Raw genomic sequence first — 13,327 nt, 5'->3', positions numbered from 1 at the left:
CCTCCAGGTCACAAGTGCAGCCTGTCAGCTCGCGGTGGCGAGCAACAGGTCCTGCACCGAACGCCCTTTGTCGCGCCCACGGTCCAGCGCATACAACGACGCCGCAATCTCATCCGCGCGAATCGGCAGCACCGACAGCAAGGTATCGCTCAAGCCATGGCTGGCCTGGCTGAAGCCCTGGATATAGATGCCGGCATTGCAACGTTCGTCAGTGACGATGCGGTAGTCACGCGCCACGTCGAAGTCGCCCAGGTAGGCTTCCAGCGGCGCCAGCAGCGCGCGGTGTGTCTGGCGCTCGTAGCCAGTGGCCAGGATCACCGCGTCGTAATGGTTGACGCTGGTGTCGCCGTTGGCGTTGTTGCGCAGCACCAGCTCGATGCCCAACGGGCCTGGGGTGGCCTTTTCCACCACGGTCATGGTGCGGAAGGCCTGGCGGGCGATGCCGGAGACTTTCTGGCGGTAGAAGATGCCGTAGATACGCTCGATCAGGTCCAGGTCCACCACCGAATAGTTGGTGTTCTGGTACTCGGCCACCAGGCGCTCGCGCTCGGCGCCCTCTTGCTGGAACACCAGGTCGGTGAAGGCCGGCGAGAACACTTCGTTGACGAACGGGCTGTCATCGGCGGGCTTGAGCGCCGAACCGCGCAGGATCATGTCGACCTGCACCGACGGGAAGCTGTCGTTCAGGTCGATAAAGGCTTCCGCCGCGCTCTGGCCACCGCCGATGATGGCGATGCGCATGGCCTTGCCGTCGACACACGGCTGCGTCGCCATGCGCTCCAGGTATTGAGAATGGTGGAACACCCGGCTGTCACCCTTGAGTGCCTTGAACGCTTCGGGAATGCGCGGCGTGCCACCGGCGCTGACCACCACCGAACGGGTGGTGCGCACATGCTGCTCACCCAGGGCATCACGGGAGATCACACGCAGGGCTTCGACCTGCTGCTGGTGCAGGATCGGCTCGATGGCCAACACTTCCTCGCCATAGCGCGCCTGGGCCTGGAACTGCCCGGCGACCCAGCGCAGGTAGTCGTTGTACTCCATGCGGCACGGGTAGAAGGTGCCCAGGTTGATGAAGTCCACCAGGCGGTCGTGGGCTTTCAGGTAATTGACGAAGGAGTACGGGCTGGTGGGGTTGCGCAGGGTCACCAGGTCCTTGAGGAACGAGATCTGCAGTTCGCTCTGGGTCACCAGGGTATTGCCGTGCCAGCGGTAGTCGGCTTGTTTGTCCAGGAACAGCACGTCCAGTTTGCCCTGGGCCTTTTCGCGCTCCTGCAGGGCGATGGCCAGCGCCAGGTTCGAAGGGCCGAAACCGATACCGATCAGGTCGTGAACCGCGGGCGAAGCAATTGCCTGTGTCATTCCAGTGTCCTCTGGATAAGCCCCTTGGCGGTGGGGCGGGAATACCTTTCAAGGCCTGAACAACAGGCCGTGTGTTGATAGGAAACGAGGACAGTGAAATAAAATTTAACTGATCAGTGATCAGTGCGCTTCCCACTCGCGCATCCGCACCCGGCAGTGCTTCATGGCGTTGACGATATGTTTTTCCACCAGGGCGCGAGAAATGCACAGGCGCTCGGCGATCTGCAGGTGGGTGAGGCCGTCGAGCTTGCGCAGCAGGAAGCTGTCGCGACAGGCCGGCGGCAGCTCGGCCAGGGCGCGTTCAAGCAGTTCCAGGCGTTGGGCGTGGTCGTGGTTGGTGTGGGGCGAACTGCTGGCGAAGCGTTCTTCGGCATCCAGCACGTCCAGGGGTTCAACCTGGCGCAAGGCATTGCGCCGGTGGCCGTCGATCACCAGGTTGAGCGCGGTACGGTACAAAAAGGCGCGGGGTTGTTCGATGGGGGTGTCGCTGGAACGTTCCAGCACCCGGACATACGCGTCATGCACCACATCCTCGGCCACCTGACGGTTGCCCAGCTTGGCGTTGAGGAAACACACCAGCTCGCGATAGTAGTTTTCCAACATGACTCCCGGCCGCCGGGTAGCGGCATTAGGTCCCTGGGTGCAAAAAAGACAGCGTTAAGGTGATGGCAGTTTGAGTGCGTGCAATTTATAGTAATTCTCATCTACTTTTAAAGCAGACTTGCATCAACGGACGAATTTTTTCTTCAAGGGAGCTGTAACTGCTTATGTAACCGCCTAAATCCCCGCGCAATTCTCTCGTTTACTTGTCAGCTCTCCCGCAACTGCGGTCCGAACTTTCCTGGCTGGAAACCCAAGCATGAAACGCCCTCGACCTGCCCGACGCGCCTTGCTCGTTATCGCGTGCCTGATCCCCCTGATTGCCGTCGCGGCCTGGCAGGTGCTGCCGCCGGGGCGTGACACCCTCACCACCGTCACCGTCACCCGCGGCAATATCGAGAACAGCGTGACCGCCCTGGGCACCCTGCAGCCGCGTCGCTACGTGGACGTGGGCGCCCAGGCGTCGGGGCAGATCCGCAAGATCCACGTCGAGGCGGGCGACCAGGTCCAGGAAGGCCAGTTGTTGGTGGAAATCGACCCGTCCACGCAAAAAGCCAAGCTCGACGCCAGCCGCTACGCCATCGAAAACCTCAAGGCCCAGTTGCAGGAACAAAAGGCCCAGCACGAACTGGCGCGCCAGAAGTACCAGCGCCAGCAGCGCCTGGCCGCCGGTAACGCCACCCGCGAAGAAGATGTGCAAACCGCCAAGGCCGAACTGAGCGCCACCCAGGCCCGGGTCGACATGTTCCAGGCGCAGATCCAGCAAGCCCAGGCCAGCCTGCGCAGCGATGAGGCCGAGTTGGGCTACACGCGTATCTACGCGCCAATGACCGGCACTGTGGTCGCGGTGGACGCACGGGTCGGCCAGACCCTCAATGCCCAGCAGCAGACCCCACTGATCTTGCGGATCGCCAAATTGTCACCGATGACCGTGTGGGCGGAAGTCTCGGAAGCCGATATCGGCCACGTCAAACCGGGCATGACCGCCTATTTCACCACCCTGAGCGGCGGCAACCGACGCTGGACCAGCACCGTGCGGCAGATCCTGCCGATCCCGCCCAAGCCATTGAACGAAACCCAGGGCAGCGGCAGCCCCAACAGTTCGAATAAAAGCGGCAGCGGCCGCGTGGTGCTGTACACCGTGTTGCTGGATGTGGACAACAGCGACAACGCGTTGATGGCCGAAATGACCACTCAGGTATTTTTCGTCGCCAGCCAGGCCAAGGACACGCTGACGGCACCGGTCGCTGCGCTGCAGGGAACCTCGGACGCCAGCCAGCAGATCGCCCAGGTCGTGGGCAAGAACGGCCGTATCGAGCAGCGTCAAGTGCAGGTCGGCATCAGCGACCGCCTGCGCGTGCAGGTGCTCGCCGGCCTGAACGAAGGTGATCAACTGCTGATCGGCCCGGCCGACGGCAACGGGGGTTGAGGTGACCACGCCCCTGATCGAACTCAAGAACATCCGCAAGTCCTACGGCGGCGGCGACAGCCCGCAGGTCGACGTATTGCGCGGCATCGACCTGGCCATCCATGCCGGGGAATTCGTCGCCATCGTCGGCGCTTCCGGCTCCGGCAAGTCCACGTTGATGAATATCCTCGGCTGCCTTGACCGTCCAAGCGTCGGCGACTACCTCTTCGCCGGCGAGAACGTCGCGCACTTGGACAGTGACGAACTGGCCTGGCTGCGCCGCGAAGCCTTTGGCTTTGTGTTCCAGGGCTACCACTTGATTCCCTCGGGCTCGGCCCAGGAAAACGTCGAGATGCCGGCGATCTATGCCGGTATCAGCGCCACCGAGCGCCATGCCCGCGCCAACGCCCTGCTCACGCGCCTGGGCCTGGCCGAGCGCACCGGCAACCGTCCGCATCAGCTTTCCGGTGGCCAACAGCAACGGGTGTCCATCGCCCGTGCGTTGATGAACGGCGGGCATATCATCCTTGCCGACGAACCCACGGGCGCCCTCGACAGCCACAGCGGCGCCGAGGTCATGACCCTGCTGGACGAGCTGGCCAGCCAGGGCCACGTGGTGATCCTGATCACCCACGACCGCGAAGTCGCGGCGCGGGCCAACCGCATCATCGAGATTCGCGACGGCTTGATCATCAGTGACTCGGCCGATGACAGCGACGCCGTCCCCGTCGCCACGACCGGCGCCCTGCAAGCCGTGGACCTGCGCCAGCGCCTGGCCGACGGCGCCGAGCACAATGGCGCCTGGAAAGCCGAACTGGTGGACGCGGTGCAAGCCGCCTGGCGAGTGATGTGGATCAACCGTTTCCGTACCGCGCTGACGCTGCTGGGCATCATTATCGGCGTGGCATCGGTGGTGGTGATGCTGGCGGTGGGCGAAGGCAGCAAGCGCCAGGTCATGGCGCAGATGGGTGCGTTCGGCTCCAACATTCTCTACCTCAGTGGGTCGTCGCCCAACCCGCGCACGCCCATGGGGATCGTGACCCTCAACGATGTCCATGCGCTGGCGGCTTTGCCCCAGGTGCAGCGCATCATGCCGGTCAATGGCAGCGAGGCCGGGGTGCGTTTCGGCAACGTTGACTACATGGCCTATGTGGGCGGCAACGACACCAACTTCCCGGCGATTTTCAATTGGCCGGTGGTCGAGGGCAATTACTTCACCGCAGCCGATGAGCGCGCAGCCGCCACCGTCGCGGTGATCGGTCATCGCGTGCGTGAGAAGCTGTTCAAGGGTGAGGTCGACCCTATCGGCCAGTACATCCTGATTGAAAACGTGCCGTTCCAGGTGATCGGCGTACTCGCGGAAAAAGGCGCCAGCTCCGGCAACAAGGACAGTGACGACCGTATTGCCATCCCCTACACCGCCGCCAGCGTGCGCCTGTTCGGCAACTACAACCCCGAATATGTGGTGATCGCCGCAGCCGACGCGCGCAAGGTGCACGAGGCCGAGGTGGCCATCGACCAGTTGATGCAAAAGCTGCACAACGGCAAGCGTGATTACGAGTTGACCAACAACGCCGCGATGATCCAGGCCGAGGCCCGCACGCAGAATACGCTGTCGCTGATGCTGGGTTCGATTGCCGCGATTTCCCTGCTGGTGGGCGGCATCGGGGTGATGAACATCATGTTGATGACCGTGCGCGAGCGTACCCGTGAAATCGGCATTCGCATGGCGACCGGTGCACGCCAGCGCGACATCCTGCGCCAGTTCCTCACCGAGGCGGTGATGCTCTCGGTGGTCGGTGGCCTGTGCGGTATCGCCCTGGCCCTGCTGGTGGGCGGCGTGCTGGTGCTGGCCGAGGTGGCGGTGCAGTTTTCCCTGGTGGCCGTGCTGGGCGCATTTGGTTGCGCCCTGGTCACCGGCGTCGTATTCGGCTTTATGCCGGCCCGTAAAGCTGCCCGGCTCGATCCGGTTAAGGCGTTGACCAGTGAATAAACGATCCCTGTGCGTGTCCGGCCTGTGCGTGTTCCTCAGTGCCTGCGCCGGCAACCCTGCCGCCCTCGACAGCGGCATCGCCCCGCCCGCCGCCTGGCAGTACGCCGAGCGTGACGCGGCGCAAGCCACCAACCAGCAGTGGTGGACCCAATTCGGCAGCCCGCAGTTGAACCGCCTGGTCGACCAGGCCCGCCGCGACAGCTTCGACGTGGCCGCCGCTACGGCCCGTGTGCGCCAGGCCCAGGCCAGCGCGGTGATTGCCGGTGCACCGTTGTTGCCGGAAGTGAAGTTCAACCTCGCCACCAGCCATCAGAAATTGCTGCGCGGCAAAGGTGGGCCGGACCTTGACGCGTCACAAAGCGATGACGCCGTCGATAACTTTGGTGCCAACCTCACCGCCAGTTACGAAGTGGACTTCTGGGGTGGCCGCGCGGCCGCCCGTGACAGCGCCCTGCAGAGCCTGCGCGCCAGCGAGTTTGACCAAGCCACGGTGGAATTGACCTTGCTCAGCAGCGTGGCGGACCGCTATGCCCAGACCCTCGCCGCCCACCAGCGCGAGCAGATCGCCGCGCTGAACCTGGCCAATGCACGCAACGTGCTCGACCTGGTACAAACCCGCTACGACGCCGGCTCCGCCACCGCCCTGGAACTGGCCCAGCAAAAAAGCCTGGTGGCCAGCCAGCAGCGCCAGTTACCGCTGATCCAGCAACTGGCCGAAGAATCTCGCATCACCCTGGCCGCCCTGCTCGGCCAGCCGGTGCAGGCGCTGAACGTGGGGGCAGAACCGTTCCAGGCACTCACCTGGCCGGACATCGGCGCTGGCATGCCCAGCCAATTGCTCAGCCGCCGGCCCGATATCGCCAAGGCCGAGGCTCAGTTGGCAGCGGCCCAGGCCGACGTCACCGTGGCGCGCGCGGCGATGCTGCCCGCCGTCACCCTCGGCGCGACCCTGGGTTCGGATGCCTACAAAGCCATGGATGTGCTGCGCAGCCCCTACTACACGCTGACCGCCGGCCTGGTGGGTCCGATCTTCAACAACGGTCGTTTAAGCGCTGAACGCGACAAGGCCCGCGCCCGCCAGGATGAACTGCTGCAAACCTATCGTGGCGCGATCATCAACGGCTTCGCCGATGTGGAAAAAGCCCTCAGCAGCATCACTCGCCTCGACCAGCAACGCCAATGGCAAACGGAAGAACTGCAACAGGCGCAGAGTGCCTTTCAGATCGCCGAGAGCCGCTACCAGGCAGGTGCCGAAGACCTGCTCACGGTGCTGGAAACCCAGCGCACCCTGTATGCGGCGCAGGACCAGAACGTGCAACTGCGCCTGTCACGCCTGCAAGCCAGCATCGCCTTGTACAAAGCGCTGGGGGGCGGTTGGCAAATACAGCGCTCTGATAAGCAAGGGTTCTGATAAACAAAACTCCGATTTCGTACACAAGTCGTCTTTTCACCCTACATTCATCGAGCCAGGGTCCTTGGTAAAAAAGCCGCCACCACACGGCCGCCCAGGACCTCTCGATGACTGTTGCAAGACACCTGCTGTGCGCCTGCCTCTGGCTGACCGCAGGCATTGCCGCTGCCCAGCCGCTGATTCCCCCCACCGCCATCGACTGGCTGCTGGACTGCCCTTTCCCCACCGCTGACCGCCTGGACCCCGAGGTGCTGGAACGCACCCAATGCGGCACTGTGTCCGTACCGCGCAACCATGCCGCGCCCCGGCAAGGCAACCTGCGCCTTTACTTGACCCGCGTCGGTGCCAGAGACCCATTGAACCGGCTAGGCGTGGTGTTTGCCCAGGCCGGCGACACCGCACGCAAGCACCAGGGCGGCACCTTTGCCATCAGCCTGACCAGCCTCTGGGGCGCCCACACCAACCCGGCCTATCGCACACTGGTCAACCGCTACGATGTCATCGAACTGAGCACCCGCGACCTCAGCAACGAGACCGCCATCGAACAGGCGGTTCAAGACCTGGAGTTCGTCCGTAGCCAACTCGGCGATGCCCAAATGTTCTACCTGGGCCACGCCACTGCCGCCCGCCTGGGTAACCATTACGCCGCGCAGTTTCCCGAACGGGTGGCGCGCATGGTGCTGGTCAACGGGCAACAGCCCGGGACGGCCGCTCCCCTGGTCGAACAGTTGCGCCTCAAAGAGCCGGTCAAACAGGACGCCAGCGCGTGTATCAACCGCTGGGTGGGCGACTTCCTGGTCTACGGCAAGCGACCGCCGCGATCCACGCGTTGCCTTGATTCCGCAAACGCGGAGTAGCAACCCGTTTGCGACCTGTTGCCATCGAAAACGACACCCGCCGTTGACGCTGCACCGCGATCGTTATTAAGTGCTATTTATCCGCATTAATACGATAAATCGAACCCATGCTAAGCCGCCCGCTGAGACGCAAACGCCAGAAGCTGTCCGATGTGATTGTCGAGTCGGTCAAGCGCTCCATCGTCACCGACGCCCTGAAGCCCGGCGACCGCCTGCCCACCGAACGTGAGCTGATGGAGAGTTTCCAGTGCTCCAAGGGCTCGGCCCGTGAGGCGCTCAAGGCCCTGGAAGTGGAAGGCCTGGTAAGCACGCGCACCGGCCCCAGCGGCGGCGCGTACCTGAACCAGGCGGGCACCGAGCCGGCCAGCCGCGCCTTGCGCAACTACCTGCACTTCCAGCACCTGGACGGCGAGCAGGTGTACCAATTGCGCAAAGTCATCGAAGTGGAGTTGGCCGTGTCGGTGTTGGGGCGCCTCAGCGAAGACGACTACCAGGCCCTGCAAGACAATGTGGATTTCTGCAGCGCCCCGGAAGACAGCGAGGCCGGCCAACGCGAGCAACGCCTGGCGGAACTGGAGTTCCATAACCTGCTGGCCAAGGCCTGCCCGAACCCGCTGCTGAGTTTCATGGCGCAATTCCTCAACGACCTGCTGCGCGACCTGGTGGTGCTGAAAAAAGCCTACAAGCCCAAGCGCAAGCAATTCGACGCGGCCAACCTGGATTATCACAAGCAGTTGCTGGCCGCCTTTCGCGCCGGGGATGAAAGCGCGGTGCGCAGCTTGATGCATGAGCACATGTGCGATGCCGAACACCACATGACCGCCCTTGAAGGCCAGGTCAGCCCGCATTTTCTACTGGAGTTCGATCACACCCACTGACACACCACGGTACCTACTGTGGAAACCCGATCAATGTGGGAGCTGGCTTGCCTGCGAATGCATCGACTCGGTTTGATAGAAACACCGAGGTGCCTGCATCGCAGGCAATCCAGCTCCCACACTCGATCCAGGTCCAACCGTTAGAGCGTTTGCCCCAACCAATAACAGGCCTGCCCACAGGCCCTTGCTCCACCGTATCGCCATTGCCACTCCTGCCAATAACTAAACCAGGGAGTCACCCCATGCAGCGTCGTACGTTGTTGAAAGCCAGTCTCACCGCCGCCGCCGCCCTCAGCCTTCCGCTGAGCGTGCGTTCGGCATTCGCCGCCGAGCCCTTTACCTTTTACGGCCTCAAGTCCATGTCTGGCGCGTTTGCCAGCTATGGCAAATTTGCCGACATGGGTTCACGCCTGGCCGTGGAGCAACACCCCGAACTGCTCGGCCGCCCGCTGAACTACAAGGTCATCGACACCGAAGGCAACGCCGGCAAGGCCGTGCGCAAGGTGCAGGAAGCCATCCAGCAGGACGGCGCGCGGTTCTTCCAGGGCTGCACCTTGTCATCGTCGGCACTGGCGGTGGCCAAGGAAGTGGACAAGGTCGGTGGCGTATTCATGACCCCGGTAGGCGCCGATGAAGTTACCGGCAAGGACTGTAACCCTGCGACCTTCCGCTGGTCGGTGCCCACCTATGGTGCCATCCACGAGACCCTGGTGCCGCTGATCAAGCTGCTGCCGGACGCCAAGCGTTGGTACACCATCACCCCGCAATACGTGTTCGGCGAAGCGCTGCTCGAAGGCGCGAAGAATGTGCTCAAGGAAAACGGCCTGGAACACATCGGCAACAGCTACCACTCGTTGCAGGAACAGGAGTTCTCCGGCTACCTGACTAACGCCATCGCCGCCAAGCCCGATGTGCTGGTGCTGCTCAACTTTGGCAGCCAGTCGTCCAACACCCTGCGCCAGGCGGTCAACTTCGGCATCAAGGAACGCATGAAGGTGCTGCTGGTGTGGTCCGCCGGCCTCGACCAGTTCCAAGAGCTGGGCAGCGATGTGCTGGAGGGCGTGTACCTCGGCGCGCAGTACTGGCACCAGGTCGACACCCCGCTCAACCGTGAACTGGTCAAGCTCACCCAGGCCAAATACGGCATCAACCCCACCTACCCGCTGGCCGCCGACTACATCAGCACCAAGGTCATGCTCGACACCATCATCGCCACCGGCAGCTTTGACGGGCCGACCGTGGCCAAGGCCATGCAGGGCCTGAGCTTCGAAGGCCCCACCGGCAAGGAATCGATCCGCGCCGGCGACCACCAGGTGATCAAGGATTACTACCTGCTGATCGGCAAGGCCACGGCCGACATGGCCGACAAGGATGACCTGGCCAAGGTGCTCAGTGCCGGCCAGTCGTTCCCGCCAGTGGAAGCCACGGGCTGCACGCTCGGCTGATCCCCTGAATTTTGTAGCGCAGGGCCGCGCGAGCGGCGTCCTGCCGAGGGTTCCTGCATGCTAAATCTTTACCTGTTCCAGATCCTCAACGGCCTTGGGTTGGGGATGATCTACTTCCTGATCGCGGTCGGGCTGACAATCATTTTCGGCCTGCTCAACTTCGTCAACTTCGCCCACGGTGCGTTCTTCCTGCTGGGCGCCTACATCTGCTACACCGCCGTGAGCCTCACCGGCAACTTCTGGCTGGCGCTGCTGATCGCGCCGTTGGTGGTGGCCGCGTTGGCCTGGGCCATCGAGCGATTGCTGATCCAGCGGATCTACCACTTGCCGCACATGTTCCAGATCCTGGTGACCCTGGGCATCGCGCTGATCATCCAGGAAGCCAGCGTGATGATCTGGGGCCCGGTGGGCAAGAGCGTCGCCGTGCCGGAACTGCTGCGCGGCGTGCTGGTGGTGGGTGACTTCGTCTACCCCTACTACCGCCTGTTCCTCATCGTGTTCTCCGGGTTGGTCGGCCTGGGCCTGTGGCTGCTGCTGGAACGCACGCGCTTCGGCGCCCTGGTGCGGGCCGGCAGTGAAAGCACCGAAACCGTGTCGCTGCTGGGCACGAACATTTTCCGCCTGTTCTCCATGACCTTCGCCCTCGGCGTAGCCCTGGCCGGCGTTGCGGGCGTGCTGTTCGCTCCATTGCGCGGCGCCCAGCCCTTCGTCGGCCCGGAAATTCTCGGCGTCGCCTTCGTGGTGGTGGTGATCGGCGGCATGGGCTCGTTCAGCGGTGCGCTGGTCGGCGGTTTGCTGGTGGGCGTGGTGCAAAGCCTGATGACCACACTCTGGCCCCAGGGTGCGAGCCTGATGATCTACGGCGCCATGGCCGTGGTGATTCTGGTCCGTCCCTACGGCCTGTTCGGGAGAGCCTGACATGAGCGAGAAAAATCCCCTGCCGTTTGCCAAGACCCAGTCCAAGGCCATGTTGCTGTGGGTGCTGGCGGTACTGATCGGCCTGCCGGTGATATTACCTTCGGCGACCCTGGCCACCGAGATCCTGATCTTTGCCATGGCCGCCCTGGCCTGCAACCTGTTGCTGGGCTACACCGGATTATTATCATTCGGCCAAGGCATCTTCTTCGGTGCCGGCGCGTATTGCGCGGCGCTGCTGATGATCCACCTGCAACTGGGGCTGTTCACCGCATTGCTCGGCGCCGCCATCGCCGGTGGGTTCCTGGCCTTGCTGGTGGGCGCCCTGGCGATCCGCCGCACCGGCATCTACTTTGTGATGCTGACCCTGGCCTTCAGTCAGATGGCCTACTTCGTCGCCTACACCCTCAGTGACTGGACCGGCGGCGACAACGGCCTGCTCAGCGTGCCGCGCCCGGAGATTCGCCTGGGGGACACCGTGTTGTTGTCGCTGGCCGATGCCCGTGCCTTCTACGGTTTTGTCGCGGTGCTGTTCCTGCTGATCTTCATCGGCGCACGCCGGGTGATTGCCTCGCCCTTCGGCAGCACGCTGATGGCGATCCGCGAAAACGAAACCCGGGCCTCGGCCATCGGCTATGACACACGCCACTTCAAGATCCTGGTGTTTGTGCTGTCCGGTGCGGTGACCGGGATTGCCGGGGCGCTGTACGCGATGCTGCTGCACTTTGTGCCGTTGTCGAATATCGACCTGGCGATGTCCGAGAACATCCTGATCATGACCATCGTCGGCGGCACCGGCTCGTTGTTCGGCTCGTTGCTGGGCGCCGGCTCCATCGTGCTGCTCGGAGATTTCCTCTCCGACCTGTGGCCACGCTGGCTAATGCTGCTGGGGGTGATCCTGATCCTGGTGGTGATCTTCATGCGCGGCGGTTTGTGGGGCGGCCTGGCGTCGCTGTTCGAGAAGGTGCGCGGCAGCCGCAAGAGCGTCGTCGTCGCCAAGGAGGAAGGGCTATGAGCATCCTGCTGGAAACCAAAGACCTGGAACTCGCCTATGGCGCGTTCCACGCGGTGAATGGCGTGAACCTCAAGGTCGAGGCCGGCACCATCCACACCATCATCGGCCCCAACGGCGCCGGCAAGACCAGCCTGTTCCACTGCCTCACCGGCGAGCGCCAGGCCACGGCCGGGGCGATTCATTTCGACGGCAGGAACCTGATGCGCAAGCCGGCCCACGGCCGTGTGGGCCTGGGCATGGCGCGCTCGTTCCAGCTCACCAGCCTGTTCCAGAACCTCAGCGTGCGCGAAAACCTGCGCCTCGCCGCCCAGGGCCGCGACGGTGCACGCGCACTGAATTTCTGGCGCCGCGTGGACAGTAAGCGCGAACACCTGGAGATGGCCGACCAGGTGCTGGAACGCCTGCAACTCACGGCCCGCGCCGACACCCTGGCCGGTGAGTTGTCCCACGGCCAGCAGCGGGTGCTGGAGGTGGGCATGTCGATCTGCTCCAAACCGAAACTGTTGATGCTGGATGAGCCCACCTCGGGCATGGGCATCGACGATATCCCGATCATGACCCAGCTGATCAGCGACCTCGGCCGCGACCACACGGTGCTGCTGATCGAACACAACATGAGCATTGTCATGTCCATCAGCCAACGCATCACAGTGATGAGCCACGGCCAGATCCTGGTGGAAGGCACGCCGGAATTCGTGCGCGCCGATGAACGTGTGCGCACTGCATACCTTGGGGAGGCTGCCTGATGCTGATCGTCGAGAATATCCACTCCTACTACGACAAGAGCCACGTGCTGGAAGGCGTGTCGCTGACCGTCAACCCCGGTGAGCTGGTGACGCTGCTGGGCCGTAATGGCGCCGGCAAGACCACCACCCTGCGCAGCATCCTCGGCATCATTTGCCCGCGCCAGGGCCAGATCCACTTCAACGGCCAGGCACTGGTGGGCCAGAAGATCTTTGAAATTGCCCGCCAGGGTTTGGCGCTGGTGCCGGAGAACCGTGGGATCTTCCGCCTGCTCACGGTCGAGGAAAACCTGCGCATCGCTGCGCGCAAGACCAGCCGCTGGCAGCTCGAAGACGTCTACGGCATGTTCCCGCGCCTCAAGGAACGGCGCAAAAACGCTGGCCACGCGCTGTCCGGCGGCGAGCAACAGATGCTCGCCATCGCCCGCGCGCTGCTCAACGACCCCAAGCTGCTGATCCTCGATGAACCCACCGAAGGCCTGGCCCCGGTGATCGTCGACGAGCTGGTGAAGATCCTGCGCAAGATCAAGGACGACGGCCTGCCGGTGCTGCTGGTGGAACAGAACCTGATGGTCTGCGACAAGCTCGCCGACCGCCATTACGTACTTGAACAGGGCCGTGTCGTATACGAAGGCAGCGCCGAAGCTTTCCGCGCCGACCCTACGATCAAAAACCGTTATTTGGCCCTGAGTGCCTGACC

At 63.4% G+C, this 13,327-nt stretch carries 12 protein-coding genes; 10 read left to right on the top strand and 2 right to left on the bottom strand.

Going from position 1 to position 13,327, the window contains the following annotated elements:
- Nucleotides 1–24 precede the first annotated feature (24 nt).
- Both CWC48_RS21260 and CWC48_RS21255 read right to left on the bottom strand, forming a co-directional pair.
- Entirely contained in the window at nt 25–1,362 is a 1,338-nt protein-coding gene (locus CWC48_RS21260) for a lysine N(6)-hydroxylase/L-ornithine N(5)-oxygenase family protein (protein WP_099492969.1), read from the bottom strand.
- A 120-nt stretch (nt 1,363–1,482) separates the two neighbouring features.
- On the bottom strand, nt 1,483–1,965 hold the full coding sequence (locus CWC48_RS21255) for a sigma-70 family RNA polymerase sigma factor (protein WP_078049317.1): 483 nt from the start codon (nt 1,963–1,965) through the stop codon (nt 1,483–1,485).
- A 256-nt stretch (nt 1,966–2,221) separates the two neighbouring features.
- On the opposite strand from CWC48_RS21255, the gene CWC48_RS21250 reads away from it, so the two are divergent.
- From CWC48_RS21250 to CWC48_RS21205, 10 genes are all read left to right on the top strand, one after another.
- On the top strand, nt 2,222–3,391 hold the full coding sequence (locus CWC48_RS21250; protein WP_078049318.1) for an efflux RND transporter periplasmic adaptor subunit: 1,170 nt from the start codon (nt 2,222–2,224) through the stop codon (nt 3,389–3,391).
- A 1-nt stretch (nt 3,392) separates the two neighbouring features.
- Complete coding sequence (locus tag CWC48_RS21245; RefSeq protein ID WP_078049319.1) at nt 3,393–5,363, top strand: MacB family efflux pump subunit; 1,971 nt, start codon at nt 3,393–3,395, stop codon at nt 5,361–5,363.
- A complete protein-coding gene (locus CWC48_RS21240; protein WP_100490247.1) occupies nt 5,356–6,774 on the top strand; it encodes an efflux transporter outer membrane subunit in 1,419 nt (472 codons plus the stop codon). The genes CWC48_RS21245 and CWC48_RS21240 overlap by 8 nt, the downstream gene beginning before the upstream one ends.
- Before the next feature lie 107 nt (nt 6,775–6,881).
- Nucleotides 6,882–7,631 (top strand): alpha/beta fold hydrolase, encoded by a 750-nt coding sequence (locus CWC48_RS21235; RefSeq protein WP_100490246.1) that lies wholly within the window; start codon nt 6,882–6,884, stop codon nt 7,629–7,631.
- A gap of 107 nt (nt 7,632–7,738) precedes the next feature.
- Nucleotides 7,739–8,509: a FadR/GntR family transcriptional regulator gene (locus tag CWC48_RS21230; protein ID WP_078049322.1), complete on the top strand. Its 771-nt coding sequence runs from the start codon at nt 7,739–7,741 to the stop codon at nt 8,507–8,509.
- Between the two features lie 242 nt (nt 8,510–8,751).
- Complete coding sequence (locus CWC48_RS21225; RefSeq protein WP_100490245.1) at nt 8,752–9,954, top strand: ABC transporter substrate-binding protein; 1,203 nt, start codon at nt 8,752–8,754, stop codon at nt 9,952–9,954.
- A gap of 57 nt (nt 9,955–10,011) precedes the next feature.
- On the top strand, nt 10,012–10,872 hold the full coding sequence (locus CWC48_RS21220; RefSeq protein ID WP_016974865.1) for a branched-chain amino acid ABC transporter permease: 861 nt from the start codon (nt 10,012–10,014) through the stop codon (nt 10,870–10,872).
- A 1-nt stretch (nt 10,873) separates the two neighbouring features.
- Nucleotides 10,874–11,884 (top strand): branched-chain amino acid ABC transporter permease, encoded by a 1,011-nt coding sequence (locus tag CWC48_RS21215; RefSeq protein ID WP_100490244.1) that lies wholly within the window; start codon nt 10,874–10,876, stop codon nt 11,882–11,884.
- Complete coding sequence (locus CWC48_RS21210; RefSeq protein ID WP_078049325.1) at nt 11,881–12,630, top strand: ABC transporter ATP-binding protein; 750 nt, start codon at nt 11,881–11,883, stop codon at nt 12,628–12,630. The genes CWC48_RS21215 and CWC48_RS21210 overlap by 4 nt, the downstream gene beginning before the upstream one ends.
- Nucleotides 12,630–13,325, top strand: coding sequence for an ABC transporter ATP-binding protein (locus tag CWC48_RS21205; protein WP_100490243.1), 696 nt, complete (start codon nt 12,630–12,632; stop codon nt 13,323–13,325). The genes CWC48_RS21210 and CWC48_RS21205 overlap by 1 nt, the downstream gene beginning before the upstream one ends.
- Nucleotides 13,326–13,327: the final 2 nt, after the last annotated feature.

It is taken from the genome of Pseudomonas sp. S10E 269 (assembly GCF_002798465.1).
GTDB lineage: Bacteria > Pseudomonadota > Gammaproteobacteria > Pseudomonadales > Pseudomonadaceae > Aquipseudomonas > Aquipseudomonas pergaminensis.
Note: the sequence above shows the minus strand (reverse complement) of the source record. Positions and strands in the feature narration are given on the sequence as shown.

Coding starts and splice junctions, on each gene's coding strand:
- CWC48_RS21205 (WP_100490243.1), top strand. CDS start 12,630: ATGCTGATCGTCGAGAATATCCACTCCTACTACGACAAGAGCCACGTG.
- CWC48_RS21220 (WP_016974865.1), top strand. CDS start 10,012: ATGCTAAATCTTTACCTGTTCCAGATCCTCAACGGCCTTGGGTTGGGG.
- CWC48_RS21215 (WP_100490244.1), top strand. CDS start 10,874: ATGAGCGAGAAAAATCCCCTGCCGTTTGCCAAGACCCAGTCCAAGGCC.
- CWC48_RS21255 (WP_078049317.1), bottom strand. CDS start 1,965: ATGTTGGAAAACTACTATCGCGAGCTGGTGTGTTTCCTCAACGCCAAG.
- CWC48_RS21235 (WP_100490246.1), top strand. CDS start 6,882: ATGACTGTTGCAAGACACCTGCTGTGCGCCTGCCTCTGGCTGACCGCA.
- CWC48_RS21230 (WP_078049322.1), top strand. CDS start 7,739: ATGCTAAGCCGCCCGCTGAGACGCAAACGCCAGAAGCTGTCCGATGTG.
- CWC48_RS21250 (WP_078049318.1), top strand. CDS start 2,222: ATGAAACGCCCTCGACCTGCCCGACGCGCCTTGCTCGTTATCGCGTGC.
- CWC48_RS21260 (WP_099492969.1), bottom strand. CDS start 1,362: ATGACACAGGCAATTGCTTCGCCCGCGGTTCACGACCTGATCGGTATC.
- CWC48_RS21225 (WP_100490245.1), top strand. CDS start 8,752: ATGCAGCGTCGTACGTTGTTGAAAGCCAGTCTCACCGCCGCCGCCGCC.
- CWC48_RS21210 (WP_078049325.1), top strand. CDS start 11,881: ATGAGCATCCTGCTGGAAACCAAAGACCTGGAACTCGCCTATGGCGCG.